The organism is Paenibacillus glycanilyticus (assembly GCF_030161375.1).
Classification (GTDB): Bacteria; Bacillota; Bacilli; order Paenibacillales; family Paenibacillaceae; genus Pristimantibacillus; species Pristimantibacillus glycanilyticus_B.
Genome location: NZ_BSSQ01000004.1, coordinates 103,204 through 124,892 on the forward strand (window position 1 = coordinate 103,204; position 21,689 = coordinate 124,892).

15 protein-coding genes and 1 pseudogene are annotated in these 21,689 nt (G+C 49.0%); 13 read left to right on the forward strand and 3 right to left on the reverse strand.

Annotated features, from left to right (window positions below; all coding sequences use genetic code 11):
• Positions 1-45: 45 nt before the first annotated feature.
• The 10 genes from QQK89_RS05135 to QQK89_RS05180 all read left to right on the forward strand — a co-directional run bounded on the left by QQK89_RS05135 (position 46) and on the right by QQK89_RS05180 (position 12,919).
• Complete coding sequence (locus QQK89_RS05135; protein WP_284237401.1) at positions 46-1,824, forward strand: class I mannose-6-phosphate isomerase; 1,779 nt, start codon at positions 46-48, stop codon at positions 1,822-1,824.
• Positions 1,767-2,765, forward strand: coding sequence for an ROK family protein (locus QQK89_RS05140; RefSeq protein WP_284237402.1), 999 nt, complete (start codon positions 1,767-1,769; stop codon positions 2,763-2,765). The genes QQK89_RS05135 and QQK89_RS05140 overlap by 58 nt, the downstream gene beginning before the upstream one ends.
• Positions 2,762-3,457 carry an SGNH/GDSL hydrolase family protein gene (locus tag QQK89_RS05145; protein ID WP_284237403.1) on the forward strand — a complete coding sequence of 232 codons (696 nt, stop codon included), beginning with the start codon at positions 2,762-2,764 and terminating at the stop codon, positions 3,455-3,457. Before QQK89_RS05140 ends, QQK89_RS05145 begins: the two co-directional genes overlap by 4 nt.
• Positions 3,454-5,097: an MGH1-like glycoside hydrolase domain-containing protein gene (locus QQK89_RS05150; RefSeq protein WP_284237404.1), complete on the forward strand. Its 1,644-nt coding sequence runs from the start codon at positions 3,454-3,456 to the stop codon at positions 5,095-5,097. The genes QQK89_RS05145 and QQK89_RS05150 overlap by 4 nt, the downstream gene beginning before the upstream one ends.
• A 189-nt stretch (positions 5,098-5,286) precedes the next feature.
• Positions 5,287-6,885, forward strand: a complete 1,599-nt coding sequence (locus QQK89_RS05155; protein WP_284237406.1) for a xylulokinase — start codon at positions 5,287-5,289, stop codon at positions 6,883-6,885.
• Positions 6,886-6,967: 82 nt separating this feature from the next.
• Positions 6,968-8,065: a GntR family transcriptional regulator gene (locus tag QQK89_RS05160; RefSeq protein ID WP_284237407.1), complete on the forward strand. Its 1,098-nt coding sequence runs from the start codon at positions 6,968-6,970 to the stop codon at positions 8,063-8,065.
• Between the two features lie 96 nt (positions 8,066-8,161).
• Positions 8,162-8,854: an L-ribulose-5-phosphate 4-epimerase gene (araD, locus tag QQK89_RS05165; RefSeq protein ID WP_284237408.1), complete on the forward strand. Its 693-nt coding sequence runs from the start codon at positions 8,162-8,164 to the stop codon at positions 8,852-8,854.
• A 146-nt stretch (positions 8,855-9,000) separates the two neighbouring features.
• The gene (locus tag QQK89_RS05170; protein WP_284237409.1) at positions 9,001-10,599 is read left to right on the forward strand and encodes a spore germination protein; all 1,599 of its coding nucleotides are present in this window, start codon (positions 9,001-9,003) and stop codon (positions 10,597-10,599) included.
• A gap of 15 nt (positions 10,600-10,614) precedes the next feature.
• Positions 10,615-11,745, forward strand: coding sequence for a GerAB/ArcD/ProY family transporter (locus QQK89_RS05175; protein ID WP_284237410.1), 1,131 nt, complete (start codon positions 10,615-10,617; stop codon positions 11,743-11,745).
• Positions 11,732-12,919, forward strand: a complete 1,188-nt coding sequence (locus QQK89_RS05180) for a Ger(x)C family spore germination protein (protein WP_284237411.1) — start codon at positions 11,732-11,734, stop codon at positions 12,917-12,919. Before QQK89_RS05175 ends, QQK89_RS05180 begins: the two co-directional genes overlap by 14 nt.
• On the opposite strand, the gene QQK89_RS05185 is transcribed toward QQK89_RS05180, so the two are convergent.
• From QQK89_RS05185 to QQK89_RS05195, 3 genes and pseudogenes are all read right to left on the reverse strand, one after another.
• A complete protein-coding gene (locus QQK89_RS05185) occupies positions 12,909-13,466 on the reverse strand; it encodes a hypothetical protein (protein ID WP_284237412.1) in 558 nt (185 codons plus the stop codon). The two genes, QQK89_RS05180 and QQK89_RS05185, sit on opposite strands and share 11 nt — an antisense overlap.
• A 123-nt stretch (positions 13,467-13,589) precedes the next feature.
• A complete protein-coding gene (locus QQK89_RS05190) occupies positions 13,590-14,258 on the reverse strand; it encodes a LacI family DNA-binding transcriptional regulator (protein WP_284237413.1) in 669 nt (222 codons plus the stop codon).
• Between the two features lie 245 nt (positions 14,259-14,503).
• Positions 14,504-14,665: pseudogene (locus tag QQK89_RS05195) on the reverse strand (GntR family transcriptional regulator); the annotation flags it as partial.
• Positions 14,666-15,119: 454 nt separating this feature from the next.
• On the opposite strand from QQK89_RS05195, the gene QQK89_RS05200 reads away from it, so the two are divergent.
• Genes QQK89_RS05200 through QQK89_RS05210 form a run of 3 tightly spaced genes read left to right on the forward strand, consistent with a single transcriptional unit; the run spans position 15,120 to position 21,662 of the window.
• The gene (locus tag QQK89_RS05200; protein WP_284237414.1) at positions 15,120-16,037 is read left to right on the forward strand and encodes a glycoside hydrolase family 43 protein; all 918 of its coding nucleotides are present in this window, start codon (positions 15,120-15,122) and stop codon (positions 16,035-16,037) included.
• A gap of 20 nt (positions 16,038-16,057) precedes the next feature.
• Positions 16,058-18,652, forward strand: coding sequence for a glycoside hydrolase family 38 C-terminal domain-containing protein (locus QQK89_RS05205; RefSeq protein ID WP_284237415.1), 2,595 nt, complete (start codon positions 16,058-16,060; stop codon positions 18,650-18,652).
• Positions 18,618-21,662 carry an alpha-mannosidase gene (locus QQK89_RS05210; RefSeq protein WP_284237416.1) on the forward strand — a complete coding sequence of 1,015 codons (3,045 nt, stop codon included), beginning with the start codon at positions 18,618-18,620 and terminating at the stop codon, positions 21,660-21,662. Before QQK89_RS05205 ends, QQK89_RS05210 begins: the two co-directional genes overlap by 35 nt.
• Positions 21,663-21,689 lie beyond the last annotated feature (27 nt).

Sequence of the window (21,689 nt, forward strand, 5' to 3'; positions counted from 1 at the left end):
TGGCATTAGCCGGATCCGCCTTCTACATGGATAGGAGAGATCATTATGTTTAACAAAAGACCAGTGAACGCTGTAAGAAACCGGGAGCTTCCTTCCTGTCTGGAAAGCGGATATGAAGCTATTCTTTCATTAATAGATCGCAAGCTTGAAGCAAATACGAATAAAACGTTTGTCGTAGGCATTGACGGTACGCATGGCGCGGCATTTGACCGTCTGCTAGGAGCGCTGCAGCAGCGTTATTCGAAGCAGGACGCCGCCTACTTGCAAGCAGCATCCTATCAATTGGGCGGAGAAGAGATCCGCGAATATTTCAAAGACAATATTACGGACAATAGGGCTTTTGGTTATTTTACGGACAAACAAATCGACAGCTATTTCGAAGCGGACGCGAAGGTTCGTTTTGCGGCGGATTTGAATAAAGCAGCTGAAGCGGGCAGCCAAATGATTGTTGTCATCGGTACAGGCGCCCATTGGCTTGGCAAAGAGCATTACGACTTTACTTTGTTTGCGGACGTATCCAGAGAGCTGCAGCAAATTAAACACAAGCAAGGAATGTTGAATTTCGGATTTGCTTCGAATCTGGATAACGTTGAGAAGTACAAGATTTCGTTGTTTGTTGAATGGCCGATTCTTGAAACGTACAGAAAACGCCATTTCTCGGATTTCGATTATTACCTCGACATGAATGATGAGGAAACGCCTGTCGTGACGGCGGTCTCTGATCTGATTACGGTTATTCAAGACATTATCCGTTACCCGCTGAGAGTAAAACCTTTCTTCGCGCCGGGCATTTGGGGCGGTCAGTTGTTGAAGGAAATTGCCGATTTGCCGCGCGATATGGTCAATTGCGCTTGGAGTTTCGAGCCGATCGCGCCGGAAAACTCCATCTTGATCGGACAAGGCGAGCAAATTATCGAAATTCCGTTTCTTATCGTGATGGCGAACGGTTACGAGGACATTCTGGGCAAGCGGATTAGCGATTTGTTCGACGATTACTTCCCCGTCCGTTTCGACTATCTGGATACGGTTGGCGGGTCGAATCTATCTTGCCAGGTTCATGGCAAGCAGGACTTCGTGCGCAAGCATTTCAATGAGTTTATGGAGCAGCAGGAATCCTATTACATCATGGAACAAGAAGGCGATTCCAAAGCCTACCTTGGGTTCACCGAGAATACCGACAAAGAGACCTTTATTGAAGCGGTTCAGCAATCCCAAGAAACCGGCGTACCGATTGATTTTACGAATTATGTACAGGAATGGGACTGTAAAAAAGGCGATTTGTTCCTCATTCCGACAGGTACGGTTCACTGCTCCGGCAACAATAACCTGGTTCTTGAAATCTCTTCGACTACTTGGTGGTTTACGTTTAAGGTTTATGACTATGTGAGAAAAGACACGGATGGCAAGCCGAGACCGATTAATATTGATTTCGCGGCCGAAAACCTTGATTTCCATAAGAAAACGGACTGGGTCAAAGAGAATTTGATCGCAAGACCGCAATTGGTACGGGAAGTGAACGGGAACGAAGAGTATTTGCTAGGTCAAAGAGACGATCTGCTGTTCTATGTTCGCCGCATTCATTTGCAGGACCAATACGAAGACGTTACGAACGGCGAATTCATGATGCTTAATCTGGTCGAAGGCGAGAAGGTCCGCATTGTTTCCATCGAAGACGAATCCGTATACGTTGAATTAAATTACGCGGAATCTTACATTCTGCCGGCTGTCTTCGGTAAATTCAAATTGGTGAATATGGGAACCGGCCCTTGCAAGCTGATCAAAGCCGGCGTGTCGCCGAACTGGACGACGAGAATGGTGCCATGAGTAACTATGCCATAGCCTTCGATGTAGGGGGAACCTTTGTCAAATCGGCCGTGCTGGACCCGGAAGGACAAGTCATCCCGTCAACGATTACCAGCTTTCCGGCTAATGCAAAAGCTTCAAAGGCAGAGATTCTGACGCAATTAATGGACATGATCCGATTGCAGTCGGAACAAATTCCGGTAGCAGACGGGCAACTGGCGGGGATTGGTTATGCCTTTCCCGGACCGTTTGATTACGAACGCGGGATCTGTTACGTGAAGGAAGCGGATAAATATGAATCCCTATACGGCGTAAATGTAAAAGACGAGCTGCTGAATAGGATCAAAGCATCCTCTTTAAAGCAACGGCTCGCCGAAGGTTTCGGTATCGTGTTCGAAAATGACGCCGCCCTGTTTGCGCTTGGCGAATATAACGCGGGACAAGCGGCTTCGTACAAACGTTCCATTTGCATGACGCTCGGAACAGGGACAGGTTCGGCCTTTTTGGAACAGGGACGCCTGGTGAAAGAAGGCGAAGGCGTTCCTCCAAACGGCTGGTTATACTCTTTGCCATTCCGGGATTCGATCACGGACGATTACATCTCCCGCAGAGGAATTCTTCGGCTTGCCAGCGAAGAAGGGTTGCCGCGCGAGTGGGACGTGAAAGAGATCGCGGATGCCGCTCTTCGGGGACAGTCCCCGGCTATTCGCGTATTCGATTTGTTTGGACAAGAATTAGCGGAGCTGCTTATGCCTTTCATTCGTTCTTTCCATGCGGATGCCGTTGTCATCGGCGGGCAAATCGCAAAGAGCCATCTGCTGTTTGAGAAGAAGCTGCGCGATGGCATTGCGGGTACAAATGCGCAACTTGTTTTCTCGAAGGATACTTCGGTTAGTACGTATACGGGCATTTATCCCTTATTAAATGAAATGTGGAATAGAGCAGGAGGCGCGTCTGCATGAAACGCACAATCAAAATAGCTTGCCTCGGAGATTCAATGACGGCGTTTTGGGGACAAGAGATGCCGGAACTTAAGCATGCTTTGGCGTCCCGTTTCCCTCAGCAACCTTTCGAATTATTGAATTACGGAGTAAGCGGAACCCGGGCTGAATACGGCATTTATCGTTTAACGCATGATTTCCCGAGCTCGTTTGGCGATCCGATGCAGAAATGCTTGTCATCGGCCAGCCCGGATATTGTCGTTGTAGAGTCATTTGCTTACAACCACCGCTTGGACGGAGCGGAATGGGTTGATAACTATAAGAACGTTCTGCAAGAACTGATTGCGACAATACGGCAAACCATGCCGGCTCAAATTTTATTCCTGGTTACGATTCCGCCGGACGTCGACCATTTCCTTGACCATGTTCCGACCTATAAGGATGTTCATATCGACTTGAGGCGCAAATGGGGACTTGGAAGCGAGACGTATTTACAGGCCGCTGTTGACTTTGCGACATCGGCAGGTCTACCGCTTATTAATGTCTATGATCTTGTCAAAGAGAAGGTAGCCGGCGGCACACCAATCCGCTGGTTTATCGACCAGAATGATCATATTCATCCAAGCCGGTACACTTACGAGCTGGTTGCCGAGCAGATTGCCAGCGCAATTAAGCAACATAAATTCATTCAGTCAGGGAGCGAGAGCGAATGAACCTAATTGACCAACACAAAGCGTTGCCTCGAGGAATGTATTTCCCGAAGAAAACGTATGACGATATTCCGCTTCCTCGCTTTGAAGAAGTAAGGGATCAACTGCCGCAGCCGATCTTCGAGCAGCGCCCGGACTACATTGAAACGTATTGGTTCGCGTGGGAGATTGCTTACCGGAATCTGCACATTCCGACGGCAGAAAGCGGTTATGTGAGCAACTTTATCGACGCTGCGTTTAACAAAGATATTTTCTTGTGGGATACGGCGTTTATTACGATGTTTTGCAATCTAGCCAACCCATATATTCCGGGAATCCGCTCTTTGGATAACTTCTATTGCAAGCAATTTGACGACGGCGAAATTCCGCGCGAGATGGTGAGGGATACCGGTGAAGACTTTATGCCTTGGGTGAATCTCGAGCGGTTGCCGCTGCATTCGTATTTCCACAATCATTACGGACACAGACGGTTGATGCAGACGGAACGTCCCGCGTTTGAAGAGATGTACAAGCCGGATCTGGGACGAACGGTTGAGGTTGCTCCGTATCTTACTTTGGATAATCTCAACCACCCGATTCTGGCATGGGCCGAATGGGTCAGCTATAAGCATACCGGCGACGTGGATCGGCTGGCGACTGTATTTGAACCGTTATTCCGTTATTATGAATCGCTCCAATATCATATTCGCAACCAGTCCGGTCTATATGTGACTGATTGGGCGAGCATGGACAATAACCCGCGAAACAGCTATTTGGGCAGCGGCTTGGATATAAGCTGCGAGATGGTCCTCTTTGCCCGCAATCTGATTGATATCGGGAAGGTTCTTCTTGATCATACTGAAGGTAACGCCGATGAGATTAGAAGCCGGATGGATCAACTGGACCAAGATGCGCGGCAGTTGTCGGATGTAATCAACCGGATGATGTGGAACCCGGCCAAAGGATTTTATTTCGATGTGCAGGACAACGGAGAGCAAGCGCCGGTGAAGACCATTGCTGCCTACTGGGCTCTTATCAGCGGTGTTGCGGATAACGAACAAGCAGAGCGTTTGGTGGAATGGCTGAATGATCCTGCGACCTTTAATCGGAAGCATCGCGTACCCGTATGCGCAGCTGACGAGCCGGGGTTTGATCCGCGCGGTGGATACTGGCGGGGATCCGTATGGGCGCCTACGAATGAAATGGTCATCCAAGGGCTGGAGAAATACGGATATAGCGGGCTTGCGGAAGAGATTGCCGTCAACCATCTGGATAATGTCGTAACCATTTTCAAGGATACCGGTACGATTTGGGAGAACTATCCTCCGGACTTTATTGATTCGGGAAATGCGGATAAAGCCGATTTTGTAGGCTGGTCCGGTATTGCTCCAATCTTATATCTAGTGGAGTACGGCATTGGTATTAAAGGGGACGCAACGAAGAACGAAATCACTTGGAAGCTGAAGCCCGGTCAAGGAACGGTTGGCTGTAACCGCTATTGGTTTGCAGGCAACACCATTGATCTGCTGGCAACCGAACAACAAGATGGTTCTTACGTGATTACGGCTACAAGCGAATCTCCTGTTAATCTTAAGATTTGCTTGGGTGAAGCCGAGGAAGTTATTGAATTAGCCGGTAAAACTGAACTCGTGGTTGCAGGCTAACATTAGACATAAGCAGTTTATAAGACAGTCTTCTTCTAAATTTGGAAGAGGGCTGTCTTTTTTTGTGGTTAAGCCTATGGCAAATCAATTTAACATGTACATACAAGTTGCGCGGATGGTATAATATCTGCATACAAGTTAATTTAGAGCATTCATACGAATTCTATTAACCATAACGGAGGAACAAACATGAGTCTTGATGTGAGAGAGGCTATAAAAAGCGGCAAAACGGTACTTGGAATTGAGCTTGGCTCCACTCGGATTAAAGCGGTTCTTATCGGAGAAGACAATACCCCAATCGCATCGGGCAGCCATGACTGGGAGAACAGCTACGTTAATAATAGTTGGACTTATAGCCTCGAGGATATTTGGAAAGGCATTCAAGACAGCTATCGGAAGATGGCTAGCAACGTTAGAGAGCAATATGGCGTAGCCTTGCAAACGATTGGCGCGATTGGCTTTAGCGGCATGATGCATGGATACATGGTGTTTGACGAGGCCGGCAACCAACTAGTTCCTTTCCGTACATGGCGCAACAATTTGCAGGAACAGGCATCCGCCAAGCTGAGCGAATTGTTCAACTTCCATATTCCTCAGCGCTGGAGCATAGCTCATTTGTATCAAGCGATACTGAATGGGGAAGAGCATGTTTCCGATATTCATTTCCTGACTACGCTTGCGGGATACATTCACTGGAAATTGACCGGGCAAAAGGTTCTTGGCGTTGGCGAAGCTTCCGGCGTATTCCCGATTGATATTCATACCAACGGCTTTAATCAAACGATGGTAACCCAATTTAATGAATTAACTGCCTCTAACCAGCTTCCTTGGAAGCTCGAGGAAATTATGCCTCAAGTATTGGTTGCCGGCGAGCGCGCGGGCGTGCTATCGGAAGAAGGCGCGAAGCTGCTTGACGTAACGGGCGAGCTGCAGGCGGGTATTCCGTTCTGCCCGGCCGAAGGTGACGCGGGCACGGGGATGGTCGCGACGAACAGCATCGCGAAACGTACGGGCAATGTATCGGCAGGTACTTCCGTATTTGCGATGGTTGTCCTCGAGAAGGAATTGTCTAAAGCTTACGAAGAGATTGATCTAGTGACTACTCCGGCAGGCGATTTGGTGGCGATGGCGCATTCGAATAACTGCTCGTCCGATCTGAATGCATGGGTGGGCCTGTTTGATGAGTTTGCCAAAGCGATGGGTCTGGACGTAGACGCGAATAAATTATACGGCACTTTATATAATCTGGCGCTGCAAGGCGATCCGGACGGCGGCGGTCTATTGGCTTACGGTTATCTTTCGGGCGAGCATATGACGCATTTCGAAGAAGGCCGTCCCTTGTTCGTTCGATCCTCCGAGAGCAAATTTAACTTGGCCAACTTCATGCGCGTCCATTTGTTTACGGCGCTTGGCGCCCTTAAGATCGGCATGGACATCCTTCTTAAGCAAGAGGGAGTTAAGCTGGATCAGATTTTGGGACATGGCGGTTTGTTCAAGACGGAAGGCGTTGGCCAGACGATTATGGCTGGCGCGCTCAATGTGCCCGTATCCGTTATGGAAACAGCCGGTGAAGGCGGAGCGTGGGGAATTGCTTTGCTCGCCTCGTATACGCTTAACAAAGCGGACAATGAAACGTTGGAGCAATATTTGAATGACAAAGTGTTTGCTGGCAAAGCCGGTTCGAAAGTTGAACCAAACGCCAAGGACGTAGAAGGTTTTGAAGCCTTTATGAAACGTTATACGGCAGGGCTTGCGATCGAAAGAGCTGCCGTTGAATATTTGAAATAACAGAAGGAGAGCCAGGAGTAGTTTTTCCTGGCTCTGATTTGTTAATCTATAGGTTAGACAGATTAATTAAAGGGGCAAGTTCATGAAAGAAAAATCGCTGCCGAAATATATTCAGCTCAAAAAAGAAATATTGTTATGGCTTGATACGGGCAAACTTCAGCCGAATGAGCAAATGCCGTCGGAGAATGAAATATCCGAACAGTTTGGACTAAGCCGGCAGACGGTTCGCCAAACGCTTGGCGAACTGGAGAAGGAAGGAAGATTGTACCGCCTTCAAGGGAAAGGTACCTTCGTAGCCGATGCGCGGGAGAGCGAACCCCGCATCGAGACGCAAACCATCGGATTGGTTACGACGTATATCTCGGATTATATTTTCCCGCACATTGTACGGGGGACAGAGGCGGCTATTCGCGCGAAAGGTTACCGGTTATTGCTCTCCAGCACGGACAACGATAAGGGCAGGGAGCGGGAAAGTTTGTCGATGTTAACGAGCCAGCCGCTTAGCGGACTGATCATCGAACCGACAAAAAGCGCGGAAGGGAATCCCAATCTCGCTTATTTCCTGGCGCTGAACAACCGGCGAATTCCTTATGTGATGATCAACGCGAGATATCCGGAGATCAGCTGCCCGTCTCTTGTTATCGATGACGAAGAAGGCGGCAGGACGGCGGCTGAACATTTGCTGGAGCTTGGGCACCGGCGGATCGTCGGATTTTTCAAGACGGATGACCAGCAGGGGGTGCTGCGGCTCAAAGGATTTATGCGCGCGCATCAGCAGGAAGGCTGCCTGCTGCCGCCGGAATTCGTCGTTGCCTACCGTACGGAAGAGAAAGAGGACAAACCTGTTGCGGAAGCGGCCAGACTGCTCGGGCTGCCGGAAGAGGAACGTCCAACCGCTTTTGTCTGTTACAATGACGAGCTTGCGTTACAGCTTCTTGAAGTGATCCGGCAAGCCGGATTAACCGTGCCGCAAGACATTTCGATCGTTGGATTTGATGATTCGCCGCTTGCAACCGCATCGGAAGTGAAGCTGACGACGCTTGTTCATCCGAAGGCCGAGATGGGGGAAGATGCCGCGAGCCTGTTATTCGAATTAATTGAAAGCGGCGGGGCCGTTATTCCGGAATCCAAGACGTATAAGCCGACTTTAATTATTAGGGAATCAACCCGCAAGATGTAATGACAAGTTGGCCGTGAATGAAAATAATTGTAGAAAACATGTACGTACAAGTGTATAATGGCAATGAAAAATGAGTTCGGGGAAAGGATGAGCATCATGCTGGAGCGGTTAAAGCAAGAAGTGTTGGAAGCCAATCTGGATTTGCCGAAATATGGTCTTGTTACGTTTACTTGGGGGAATGTGAGCGGGATCGATCGGGACAGCGGTCTTGTTGTCATTAAGCCAAGCGGCGTACCTTACGATAAGCTTAAGGCGGAAGATCTGGTTGTTGTCGATCTTGAAGGGAATAAGGTAGAGGGAGAGTTGAAACCTTCGTCGGATACCCCAACTCACCTCGTGTTATATAAAGCTTTCCCGCATATCGGCGGCATCGTCCATACGCATTCTCCGTGGGCGACAAGCTGGGCGCAAGCCGGCAAAGGAATTCCGGCGCTTGGCACTACCCATGCGGATTATTTCTATGGCGAAATTCCGGTAACCCGGGCGATGACGCGCGCGGAAATCGAAAGCGCATATGAACTGGAGACGGGGAATGTGATCGTCGAGACGTTTAAGGATAAAGACCCTATGATGATCCCTAGCGTGCTAGTCAACAGCCATGCGCCATTTAACTGGGGCAAAGATCCCCATGAAGCGGTTCATAATGCGGTCGTGCTTGAAGAAGTGGCAAAAATGGCGCTTCGCGCTTATCAACTTAATCCGGACATCCAGCCGATGGATCAAGCATTGCTTGATAAACATTTCCTTCGGAAGCATGGAGCAAATGCCTATTACGGTCAAACCAAGTAAAGTCGCCATAATGCTTGCGCACGCGAAAGACAATTTTCTTCTGTATCTCAACAGAAGGGAATTGTCTTTTTTTTCGTTAGGGCATATTCAAAAACCAAATAAGGAATATTATTCAAGAGTAGTTAACGAATAAGGAATGATTATGGATGTTATCTTCGATTCAATCCCATATTCCAAGTTGGACGGTGTTCTTCCAAGCCTTTATTGCTCTAGTTATTCCCATCCTCATCTACCGGGTTTACGTTAGGCTGGACAACTTAGGAGAAGACAAGCTGAGCTCCTCGGGTTCTGCTAATATAGAGTCTTCCCGCGATCCGTTAGTTGCTGACTATGATGACAATATGCAGTTAATAAAGTCCAGGATTGGAGCAAACAGCGATGTCGTGATCCGTGAAGTGACGGTAGGTGGCGTTGTTAAGGCGGCCCTTATTTACGTGAAGGGGATGCAGGAGGATCATCTATTAAATATGCGGATTATCCAATCGTTGAAGGAGATGGACGCTCAAATCCCTGAACAAATCATGGAGCGATTCCCAGGGAGTTCGGCGCATGCCGTTTCTTCCGCGACGGAGTTCAGCCAAGGAATCCTAATTGGATTTATGGCCTTAATTATAGATGGACGCAAGGAAGGGTTATTGATTACGCCGCCCCAATGTCCTTCCCGAGAAGTCTCCGAACCGGTATCCGAATCGCTGCTGCGCGGCTCGCGGATTGGGTTTACGGAGGACTTAAGCATAAATACGGCTTTGTTGCGCAAACAGGGTTTATCGGAAGATTTACAGATCAGAAGCTGTTTGGTAGGCCAAACCATACAAAGAGAGCTTGCGATTGCCTATATGGACCATATTGTCAATCCGGATTTGCTTCGGGAAGTCAATGACCGTGTCGCTCAAATCAAGCTCGATTATATTGCGGAGTCCGGCTATATCGAGCAATTTATTGAAGACAACTATTTAAGTCCGTTTCAGCAAGTGCAAAACACGGAGCGTCCCGACCGGGTTATTGCAGCCTTATTGGAAGGAAGAGTAGCCATTCTGCTTGACGGCACGCCGTTTGCGTTGATCGTGCCGGTCACGTTCAGCATGCTGCTCCAATCTCCGGAGGACTATTTCGAGCGCTGGTTGCCGGGCACTTTATTGCGGATGCTCCGGTTTGGGGCGGCCTTTATTTCTTTAATGGCGCCATCCTTATATATTTCTTTCATTTCGTTTCATCCGGGACTTATTCCGACGGAGCTTGCCTTAACCATTATTGAGACTCGCCAGGGCGTACCGTTCCCGGCATTGATCGAAGTGTTAATTCTTGAAATTTCCATTGAAATTTTGAGAGAAGCGGGAATCCGGCTGCCTAAACCGATTGGACCTGCCATGGGCATTGTTGGCGGTCTTGTTATTGGCGAAGCGGCCGTTCAAGCCGGGATCGTAAGTCCGTTTCTGGTTATCGTTGTGGCGGCGACGGCTATTTCGTCCTTTTCGATTCCGGTCTACAGCGCGGGGATTACGCTTCGTATACTCCGCTTCGCGGCCATGTTGTTTGCCGCTATATTGGGCATGTACGGCACCATCTTATTTTTCTTGCTGATTGTTTGTCACTTGTCCAAGCTGAAAAGCTTTGGGGTCCCGTATATAAGCCCCTTCACCCCGTACCGTTGGAGTGACTGGAAAGATTTCTTCGTGCGCGTTCCGATTTTTCTCATGAAAAAAAGACCGAAATTGATGAAGACCATGCAAAGCAAACGCAAGTAGAAGCGAGGAAAATAAATGGCTGTTTCGAAATCATTCCTGGGTCCGAATGACAAAATTACAACATCGCAAGCCGCGATTTTTCTAAACAATGCGATGCTTGGAGCGGGAATCCTGACGCTTCCGAGAAGTGTCAGCGAATCGGTGAAAACTCCTGACAGCTGGATTTCCGTTCTTGTCGGCGGTCTAATAGCTATTCTTGTCGTGGTGCTTATGCTGAAACTAAGCTTGCGGTTTCCGGGCAAGACCGTATTTCAATATACGTCCGCGGTTATTGGCCGGTATCCCGGAATGATATGGTGTCTGATCTTGGTTTTCTATTACATTGTGATTGCGGGCTTTGAGATTCGTGCCATGGCGGAAGTAACGATGTATTACCTTCTGGAGGGCACTCCAATATGGGCGATTACGATTCCGTTTATTTGGCTTGGCGCTTATTTGGTAATTGGCGGCATTGATGCCATTGCGCGGGTATCCCAAATCGTATTTCCGATCAGCTTATGTATTCTGATATTGTCTTATTTGCTGAGTTTGCGACTATTTGAGCTCGACAATTTGCGGCCGATTCTAGGTGACGGGTTAGGGCCGGTTATTCATGGATTGAAGTCAACGGTACTTGTTTACTCGGGCTGTGAGGTTGTCATGACGCTGACCGCTCAATTAGAAAATCCGAAACAAGCGCTCAAAGCAGTGCTCACCGGGGTAGGGATCCCGATTGGGCTGTATTTGTTCACCGTAATTATGGTGATTGGCGGGGTGTCCGTAGATTCGGCGGTTACAAGTACTTGGCCAACCATCGATCTGGTTCGAAGCTTCGAGGTCACCGGATTTCTGTTCGAACGTTTCGAATTTCTTCTTATGGTCATTTGGCTCATGCAGATGTTTTGTAATTACAGCTGCTTTTTTTACAATTCCTCGCTAGGGTTGTCGCAGCTATTCAAACTTCCGTACAAAGCGGTTATTTTTGCGCTGGTACCTGTTATTTTCTTGGTGACGATGATTCCCCAGAATATGAATGAGTTGTTTGGGCTTGGGGATGCCATCGGTTATTTGAGTATCTTGTTGTTCCTCCTCTTTCCGGTGTTTTTATCTCTCCTTGCTCTCATGCGGTTTGGAGGCGGAGGAGGTGCTCGGCATGAGAAGTCTTAAAGCAGCGTCGATATTGTTCATGGCTTTGAGCCTATTGACGTTGCCGGGTTGCTGGAGCAGCAATGAAATTGAAGATCTGGCGATCTATTCCGGCGTGGCCATTGACGAAGGCGATCTTAGCGAGGTAGAGCGAGGATTAGAAGAAAAGGGCGGAAGTTATTCCAAGCAAAATAAAATTACGGCAACCGTTCAGATTGTTCCGCTTAAGGCAGGGACTAAAGACGAGGTGAAAGGAAAAACGTCTCCCTACACCAATATATCCGGAGCGGGAGACTCGCTCCTTGAGATTTTCCGTCAGTTTTCCCTGCGATTGAATAAACCGATAATCGGCCATCACTTGAAAATTATCGTGATTTCCTCGCAGCTCTTGAAAGAGCGAAATATTAAGCAAGTAGCGGATTTTATGCTCCGGGACAACGATATTCGTCCCAATGTTAAGATTTTTGTGAGTCAAGGGGAAGCGATGCAGATATTAACGACCAAACTTCCCGACGAAGTTCCTTCCTTTTTCATAAATGATATCGTTAAGAATCAATTCCGTTCCAGCAAAATTATGGATCCTGTCCAGATGACGAATCTGGATGCGCTCATGTACTCCAAACAAAGCTTTATTCTGCAGACAATTGTGCAAGCCAAACGACAACTTGCCTTTTCAGGCGCTGGCATTATTAAAGGGGAGACCGGGAAGTGGATCGGCCATCTTACGGAGGAAGACGTGGAATGTATCAACTGGCTTACGAATGCAAGTTCCAGCGGAATTATTAAGGCAAACAATGAAGAAGGGGATTCCATTGCCTACGAGGTAAAAGGCATGAAAACCCGTATTCGGGTTCATACAGAACAAGACGGGCGTCTTATCTTCCAAGTCCGCGTGGAAAGCAAGGGAAGGATCAGCGAGGACTGGAGCGTAGAAGGCAATCCGTCGCTCAGCTCTTACCAGAAGGAAGCAGAGAAGTTATTCGAGCAGAAACTATCGATGATGATGGATCATCTTCTTGCCTCTATGCAAGACCGGTATAAGGTGGATGTAGCCAAGTTCTGTGAAATCGTAAGAATCCAGAAGCCGCAGCTATGGAAAAAAGTAAAATCCAATTGGGATGAAACGTTTAGCGAATCGACGGTCAACCTGGATATCCACGTTAATGTAACGGATTATGGGTCTACTACAAAATAGGCGGGTCTTGTTGTGCTTCGCCCGCAAGCGCAGCTTCCCGGGCCGCATTGTGAGCTAGTCTATGCAGGTAGTTGTTTTGTTTGTGTCTGCTTATATATTTAATTTGAACGCGGAGACGGGGGAAGGAGTCGTTAATACGGGTCAAAGCGGCTAATAGTTCTTCCCTTCCGCGTGCTACTTCGGCATGCGTGATTTGTTCTTGCGCCAGCAGATGCGAGATGCGGCTGCAATCGGAATAGATAACGGCGATTTTCGGAAGATGCTCGCATTCTCCGGCCGCTGCCGATGCTGCAAGTGTTTCCAGGCTGAAAAGGACGGCCATCAATTCTCCGTAAACGGAACCGTGGTCGCTAATCAGGGGCAGCCTCTTCGCGTATAAGCCGACGGAATGATTAAAAACGGTACAGCAAGCTATGCCATGAACGTTCTGCGACGCGAAACCCGCGTAATCGCAATACAGGAACATGGTCCCCGAGTTCGCGATATTTTGTTTTAGCCTGGGGTTGGCATAAGCTTTTTGAACAAGCGGGTTGTGCCGTAGATCCATGAGAGCATCTCCTATTCATAATTGGTACGGAGTCAGCATTAACCGAACGGTTTGGTTTTAAACCTGCATCAATGACAAGAAAGACTGCTTCACCAACGTTGTGCGGGTGAGCAGTCTTTCTTGTTATATCGGTTTGACGGTATCGCGAATGACGAGATTCGTAGGCAGCATAACCTTCTTGTTGCCATAGGAATTGCCTTCGCTAATCTCAAGCAACAACTTGGCGCTTTCATAACCAAGAACATCGAAATGCTGCTTAACCGTGCTTAGGGCGACTTTCGCAAATTTGGAGCTTTCGAAATCGTCAAAGCCCATTAGCGAGATTTGATCGGGAATGCGAATTCCGCGGCTTGTTAGTTGCTCGAGCACTTCCAAAGCGCGTTTGTCGTTCGTGCAGAACAAAGCGGTTATTTCTCCCGCTTGGATTTGACCGGATAATACGTCGTAGTCTAATTCTTTGTCCAAATACAGCAGCTTCTTATTTATGGGCAGAGAGGCATTAGTCATCGCGTTGCTGTAACCATTGTACCGGTCCACCTCTGGACTGAGATGGAAATCGTAAGCGGCAAACCCGATATGCTGATGGCCATTGCGGATTAAATATTCCACCGCCTCGTAGGCGCCGTCATGATTGTTGCAAGTGACCACGTTAACCGGATACCCGGCAGGCGAACGGTCAAGCATAACAAAAGGAATCGATTTCTTTCGAATATCATTAAGATAGCTTTTCGCGGCAACCGGATCGGAAGAGTAAATGAGTATTCCTCTAATATCAGACTGAAGCAGACGCAAATAAGGTCGCGTTCTTCCTCAAAATTATTTTCCACAAATTCAATAATCAGCTTGCAGTCGTGTTTGCCTAGAAAGGACTGAATGCCTTTCATAATTTGCATATAGGAGCTGTCGTACATCTCAACGCCGGAAATAACGAAGGCTACCAGATTGGATGCTTTCTCGGATACGGAAGGTTGACTCGCGGCCACGAAACTCCCTTTCCCCCGCACGCGGTAAATAACCCCTTCATTCACTAACTCGGATAACGCCTTGCGAACCGTAATCGAGCTCACGTTAAGCATCTTGGAAAATTCCGATTCGCTAGGAATGCGGTCATCCTTGGAAATTTCCTGGTTTTCGATTTGAGCTAAGACGTAATCCTTAACAATTTGATATTTCGGCAAACCAGGCTCTTTTACGCTCATTATGGAGTCACCTCATAACAACATTTCCTTGATTATAACTTAACTTAGGTTGAAATGGTATACTAACTTTTTGCTCAGAGATAAAAACAGTTTAAAAAATTGTTGATAGATTCGACAGGAGGGTAGTCAGAAGCTCCTATTTATCCAAAAAAAGGTTTGAAAAATTTAGGAGTTCGTATTACTATAGGTTCCGAGATAGTGTGTGAAGTTGTTAGGCTTAGCATAATAAGTCAAAGGTGAAAAGTTGAAGAGAAGGAAAGAAGTTAGGATAGAATGTTTCATGCAACTCGAATGAAAGCGCTTAACAGAAGAAAAGAAACGACTATCCACTATAAAATAACGACAATAAGTATTGGAATTCGAGACACTTCTAATCACTTTTCACCTTCTTCGTATACTTACCTTGCCTAATGATTCGAATTCTACCAAGAATTTACTAACAGGAGGAATAACAATGAACAAGACGCTTACATCCGGCAATCCCGTATTTACTGGCTGGTATGCCGATCCGGAAGCAAGAATTTTTGAGGGGCAATACTGGATTTATCCTACTTACTCCGCGAAATATGAAGAGCAGCTGTTTTTTGATGCCTTTTACTCCGACGATTTGGTCAACTGGACCAAGGCGGAACGGATTTTGGACAGCAAAGATTTCGAATGGGCGCATAAAGCGGTATGGGCGCCGTCTCCGATTGAAATTAACGGCAAATATTACATCTACTTCTCGGCAAACGATATTCAGAGCAATGAAGAATTTGGCGGAATTGGCGTTGGCGTGTCCGATCGTCCGGAAGGACCGTTCCGCGATGCGATTGGACGGCCTTTGATTGACCAGTTCCATTTCGGCGCACAACCGATCGATCCCCATGTTTATCAAGATGAAGACGGCCAAGTGTATCTATACTACGGCGGCTGGGGACATTGCAATGTTGTTCGTCTGGGCGAGGATATGATCAGTCTGCTTCCATTTGAAGACGGCAGCATCTACCGCGAGATTACGCCAAAAGGTTATGTGGAAGGTCCTTGCATGATCAAGCGGAACGGACAATACGTGTTCATGTGGGCGGAAGGCGGTTGGGGCGGACCGGACTACCGCGTGGCGTATGCGCTGGCTGACTCCCCGATTGGTCCGTTCGAACGGATTGATACGATTTTGCAGCAGGATCCTGAAGTGGCAACGGGAGCCGGTCATCACGGTTATCTGCAAATTCCGGGTACCGACGAGTATTACATCGTGTATCATCGCCGTCCCTTGAGCGAAACAGCTGCGAATCATCGCGTGGTCTGTATCGACAGCCTTGAGTTTAATGAAGACAATACGATTCGTCCCGTGAAGATCAGCTTCGAAGGGGTTCGTGCACGCACTCTGTAATTTGCAGGAGGGTGATCAGGTTGAACCAGGCCAAGAAAGCTTATTTTGTAGACGGCTATCACGGTGGCATTAAAGGCCATATGCCATTAGGGTCGTGGGCGGAAGTTATCCGCCGCCTGGAACAAAATCCGGAGTGGAGGCTTTCACTGGACATCGAACCGATCTCTTGGGAAGCCTTGCGCCGCTCGGATCCGCATTCCTATGACGCGATTAAACGGCACTTGCAAGCCGGCGACCGTATTGAAATTGTAGCGGGAAGTTACGCCCAGCCTTATGGCTGGGTGATCGGCGGCGAGAGCAACATCCGGCATTTATTACGCGGGAAAGAGATAATCGAAGAGCATTTTCCGGGAGTGACCGTGGATACGTATGCCACCCAGGAGCCATGCTGGAGCAGCAGCTATCCTCAAATACTCCGTTCGTTAGGGTATAAGCGCGCCGTGCTTAAGAACCCCGGAACGGGTTGGGGAGGTTATGCTTCGGGCATCAATTACGAGATGGTGTTATGGGTTGGTCCGGATGGAACTTCCATCCCTTGCGTGCCAAGGTATGGATGCGAAGAGCTTCTTAATTGTTGGGAATCGGAAGCGGGTTATATGAGCCCGGAGTTTGTGGAGAAATGCAAGGCGCACGGAATCGAGCATCCGGTTGGCAGCTTCCTTCAGGATCTTGGCTGGATGGCCAAACCTTGGCTTGACGAGGATTACATCGAGTACGTAACCTGGCGTCAATACATAGAAGAAATTGCGGCTAAACCGAAGGAGTTATGGCATTTCACCCAGGAAGATATTCGCTGTACGCTGCCATGGGGGGAAGGGACTCTTCAGCGGATGGCACGCGAGGTGCGGTCGGCGGAGCAAGCCGTCATAACGGCGGAGAAGCTCGCTTCGCTGGCAAGCGTGACGGGCGGATTAGCATACCCGGAAGAGAAGCTGCGCGAGGCTTGGGATCAATTGTTGTTATCTCAGCACCATGATGCCTGGATTTGCGCAACAACAAGAACGGGGCGGGATAAATGGGCGTGGCAAGCCGGCGCGCAAAGCTGGCTGGCGGAGCAGCTTGCTGACGGTATCCGTGATCAAGCGATGCGCGGTATGATTCCGGAATCAAATAATGAAAGCGCTGTACAGACCTATGGCGTTCGCGTGTTTAATTCATCCGGCTGCGACAGGAAAGAACTAACCGAACTGGAAGTTGCCGCGGCGGGAGGGACTCGTTCGATCCGGCTCCTGGATGCTGACGGTAGAACGATTCCAAGCCAATTGGCCGGGACGCGGGTATCCCCGGAGGATGGATGCGTCTATGCGGGGAAGCTGATTTTCGAAGCGGACGTTCCCGCAATGGGTTACCGGGATTACCGGATTGAGCATGTCAACGACACGGCAACCGTCCATGCAGACGCTCTGGACGTTGCTGCGGTAATCCATGAGAATCACGTCGACATCACGACAGACTTGTACCGGATCAGAATCGATACGGCGCGAGGCGGAGTTATAACGGAGTTGTACGATCGTTCGCAGAGCCGATCGCTTGTCTCGCCGGAAGAGCCGTTAAATGAACTGACGGGTTATTTCATCTCGGAAGCGCGCTTTGTGAGCAGCATGGAGTCGCGGGTTGCGGTGAAAGTGAAGGAAAGTGGACCACTTCGGGTTGTGCTCGAGATGGACGGCAAGATTGCCGGTACCCGCTTTGTTATGGCTTTATCGGTTGGCAAAGGGCAGCGCGCGATCGATTTCCATGTGCAATTCCATTATGGGGAAGAAACGTGGATCGGAGATCCTTGGGCAATGGCGCCGGAGAACCGGAGCACGGAGCGGCGAAAATCACACCATAATACCCGTTATAAGCTGCAAGCACGGTTTCCGGTTGCCCTTAGTAACAGGAAGCTATATAAAAATTCTGCTTTTGACGTTACGGAAAGCCGCCATACGGATACGCGTTATGAGCGGTGGGACGAGATCAAGCATAATATCATTCTCAATTGGGTGGATGTATACGAGGAAGAGAGTGACAGCGGCTTCGCGATTTTGAGCGATCATACGACGGATTATACGCACGGTGAGCAAGATCCTCTTGCCCTTACGTTAGGTTGGGGAGGGGAAGGCGGTTTCTGGTGGGGGAAACGTCCGCTGGAGGGCGTGCAGGAGATGCGATATGCGATTCTGCCTCATAAGAACCGATGGGATCAGGCGGGTATTCCGCAAGAGTCGCAACGCCTGTCGGAGCCTTTGCTGCCAATGCTTATTCGATGCGCTGCTCCAATGTCACAATCTTTCATGAAAGTGACCGATTCTTCCATTCAGATTAGCTCCTTGCAGCGCGATGGAAGAGATTTGCTCGTTAGATTGTATAACTCCGGATCTTGCGACTCCGGCTTTTCCCTGATCACAAGCCTGGAATGCGGCGACATTGCAGCCGTAGAACTGGATGGACAACCTAAAGAGAAGCTGCATCACAGCTTATTGCCTGACGGAGGTGCCGAAGTTCGGTTATCGTTGCCGCGTCAAGGACTGGCAACCCTTCGGATCCCCGATGTTCGTTATCGCACAAACGACGAAACCATAGGATGTGAAACGGGAATTGAATACGAGAAAAGAAATTCAGTATCAGGTTGAGAAGTTGCTTAAACTTAAGCAGAACTATTTCTATAAGAAATTATCAATCGTTGAATTTGCGTATTTTGTTACGGGAGAACGTCTGTCTTATTCCGATATCGGTTCGCATTCTTTTGAAACGATCCGCCCCGGCGAACGCTGGGGCAGCAATTGGACGTATGCCTGGCTGCGCGGGACGATCGTAACGCCCAAAGAGGCTGCGGGCAAACGGCTGGTGGTGCTTGCGGATTTTGGTTCGGAAGCGACGCTTTATGTGAACGGCAAGGTTAGCGGAGCATTGGATTTGCAGCATGATGACGTGACGTTAACGAGAAACGCCCGGGAAGGCGAGACATTTGAGCTTGCCGCCGAAGCCTATGCCGGCCATAGCGATCGGCAACCGGTATTAGGGACATCGTATTTATGCCTCTTCCAAGAGGAAGTCTATCAATTTTTTCTCGATCTGGAATGCTTGTGGCAGGTACTCCAACATACGGATGCCAATGCTTTGCGAGCTTCCGAGATTAACCGCTGCTTGACGGAAGTTATTGCCGCATTTGATCTTGGGCTGCAAGATGATAAGCTTGTTGATCAAGCCAATAACTGCCGTAAGCGGATGGAACCTCTTCTCGCCTGTGTAAACGGGTCTACCTCTCCTCTGTTGTTCCTAATGGGACAATCTCACCTAGATATTGCATGGTTATGGCCAATCGAAGAAACAAAACGGAAAATCGCGCGCACGATGTCAAATCAGCTGGCGCTAATGGACGAGTATCCTGATTATACATACGTTCAGAGCCAGCCCTATTTATTCCGGATCGTGAAAGACCTTTATCCCGAGCTTTATTCCCGCATCAAGCAAAAAGTAGAAGATGGCCGCATCATTCCGGAAGGCGGCATGTGGGTGGAATCGGACACGAATCTAGCGGGCGGGGAAAGCCTGATCCGTCAGTTCCTGCATGGCAAGAGATTTTTCATGGAGGAATTCGGCAAGGACAATCACATGCTGTGGCTGCCGGATGTATTTGGTTATTCGGGCAATATGCCGCAAATTATGAAAGGCTGCGGCATTGCTTATTTTGCTTCCGTCAAGATGTTCCAAACCTATGAGAATGCCGCGGATCCCTTCCCGTATAATACGTTCCTATGGGAAGGCATTGACGGATCGGAAATTCTGACCCATCTGCTGGACTATGGCGATTATCCGATCCGGGTAAATCCGTCCTTCCTTATTCAGCAGTGGAACGATCGCATGCAGAAGGATGGCATTTCGACTAGACTTGTCCAATTTGGCCATGGAGACGGCGGAGGCGGCGCTAACCGGGATGATTTGGAGTTCCTGCGCAGACTTGGCGATCTGGAAGGTGTTCCCCGGACGAAACATGGTTCGCCGATTGACTATTTCGAGGATCAGATCAATAGAGGGATTCCTGATGCGAAATATGTAGGCGAATTGTATTATCCTGCCCATCGGGGGACTTATACGACGCAAGCCAAGCTGAAGCGGTTCAACCGCAAGACGGAGATTGGCTTCCGCGAGTTTGAGCTATGGGCAGCCGCGGCGCAGCTGTTCCGGCAAAACCCGTATCCGTACAAAGAGATGGACGGTTTATGGAAGCAGCTTCTGCTACATCATTTCCATGATATATTGCCCGGCACTTCGATTCACCGCGTTCACGAAGAAGCGCAAGCAGAGCTGGTCAAGCTGCATGAGACGATCTATGAAATGGCGGATGAAGCGAAAGCTTCGCTAGTGGATGAACAGCAAGACGGGGTTACGGTGTTTAATCCTCTTTCCTGGAATCGGAAGGGGTTAGTCGCTCTGCCGAATGGGGTAAGTGCCATTGCTGGCCGTTCCGGTCAACCGCTTGCCGTTCAATGGCATGACGGCATTGGATATGCCCGGTTGGAGACGCCTTCCATGGGATGGACGGCTTATGCTTCTATCGCGGAAACACAAGCGGAACTCGTTGATTCTGTGGCGGCTGTATGTGCCACGAATTCGCGTCTTGAGAATGAACTTATGGCGATTGACATGAACAACCGCGGTGAAATCGTCAATATGGTGGACAAGAAGACGGGGATGGAATGGGCGGCGGGGCCTTGCAATGTTATGGCGATGTACCGCGACCAACCGTCGGCTTTTGATGCATGGGAAATAGACCGCCGCTATCGGGATTCGCAAGTAGAATTGGAAGAGCCGGCGGAAATCACGGTCACGGCAAATGGCCCTCTCTTTGCTTGCGTCCGTGTCGTGCGGAGGCTTAACCAGTCAACGCTCATTCAGGATATACGCATTGAAGCGGGAAGCCGCCGCGTCGAATTCCATACTACCGTCGAGTGGCAGGAGAAGAACAAAATGCTGCGCGTCGATTTTCCGGTCCGGCTGCATGCCCATGAATCGATGCAAGAGATTCAATTCGGTTACGTCAAGAGACCTACTCATGCTTCCAGGCCGCATGATGCGGACCGGTTTGAGGTCAATCAGCATAAATGGACGGCGCTTGCGGAGACGGGCCGCGGTTTTGCGTTGCTGAACGATTGCAAATACGGCGTAGCGGTCAAAGGGAATACGCTCAGCATGGCGCTTTTGCGTTCGCCGTCTTTTCCGGACGAAAGTTCCGATCTAGGAACCCATCAGTTCACTTACGCCTTTATGTTCTGGGAGGGGTCCTTCCAGGAGAGCGGGGTTATTCAGGAAGCCTACGAGCTTAATTACCCGCTTAGTGCCGTAAGAGGGGCTGGTCCGGACGGAGAGCTGTCTCTCATCCAGATCGACCGGTCTAGTATTCTAGCGGAAACCGTAAAGCTGGCTGAGGATGGTTCCGGAGATTGGATCGTACGGTTGTACGAAAGCACGGGTTCCGCGACGCGTTGCGAGGTTCGCGCAAGCTTGTCCTATTCCAAAGTTATGGAAACGAACATGCTGGAAGAAAATCAAGCGGAGCTGCCGGCCGTGGATGATCGCATACAGCTGCATTTCCGGCCATTTGAAGTCAAGACCATTCGTCTTGTGCAAATAGGCATTTAACGGTATTTAACAATTATGTTTAGGAGG

What these genes read in the sequence shown, in the direction of transcription:
- QQK89_RS05185 (WP_284237412.1), bottom strand. Translation starts at nt 13,466, where the DNA reads ATGGATCTACGGCACAACCCGCTTGTTCAAAAAGCTTATGCCAACCCC.
- QQK89_RS05160 (WP_284237407.1), top strand. Translation starts at nt 6,968, where the DNA reads ATGAAAGAAAAATCGCTGCCGAAATATATTCAGCTCAAAAAAGAAATA.
- QQK89_RS05155 (WP_284237406.1), top strand. Translation starts at nt 5,287, where the DNA reads ATGAGTCTTGATGTGAGAGAGGCTATAAAAAGCGGCAAAACGGTACTT.
- QQK89_RS05170 (WP_284237409.1), top strand. Translation starts at nt 9,001, where the DNA reads ATGTTATCTTCGATTCAATCCCATATTCCAAGTTGGACGGTGTTCTTC.
- araD (WP_284237408.1), top strand. Translation starts at nt 8,162, where the DNA reads ATGCTGGAGCGGTTAAAGCAAGAAGTGTTGGAAGCCAATCTGGATTTG.
- QQK89_RS05145 (WP_284237403.1), top strand. Translation starts at nt 2,762, where the DNA reads ATGAAACGCACAATCAAAATAGCTTGCCTCGGAGATTCAATGACGGCG.
- QQK89_RS05150 (WP_284237404.1), top strand. Translation starts at nt 3,454, where the DNA reads ATGAACCTAATTGACCAACACAAAGCGTTGCCTCGAGGAATGTATTTC.
- QQK89_RS05135 (WP_284237401.1), top strand. Translation starts at nt 46, where the DNA reads ATGTTTAACAAAAGACCAGTGAACGCTGTAAGAAACCGGGAGCTTCCT.
- QQK89_RS05175 (WP_284237410.1), top strand. Translation starts at nt 10,615, where the DNA reads ATGGCTGTTTCGAAATCATTCCTGGGTCCGAATGACAAAATTACAACA.
- QQK89_RS05200 (WP_284237414.1), top strand. Translation starts at nt 15,120, where the DNA reads ATGAACAAGACGCTTACATCCGGCAATCCCGTATTTACTGGCTGGTAT.
- QQK89_RS05180 (WP_284237411.1), top strand. Translation starts at nt 11,732, where the DNA reads ATGAGAAGTCTTAAAGCAGCGTCGATATTGTTCATGGCTTTGAGCCTA.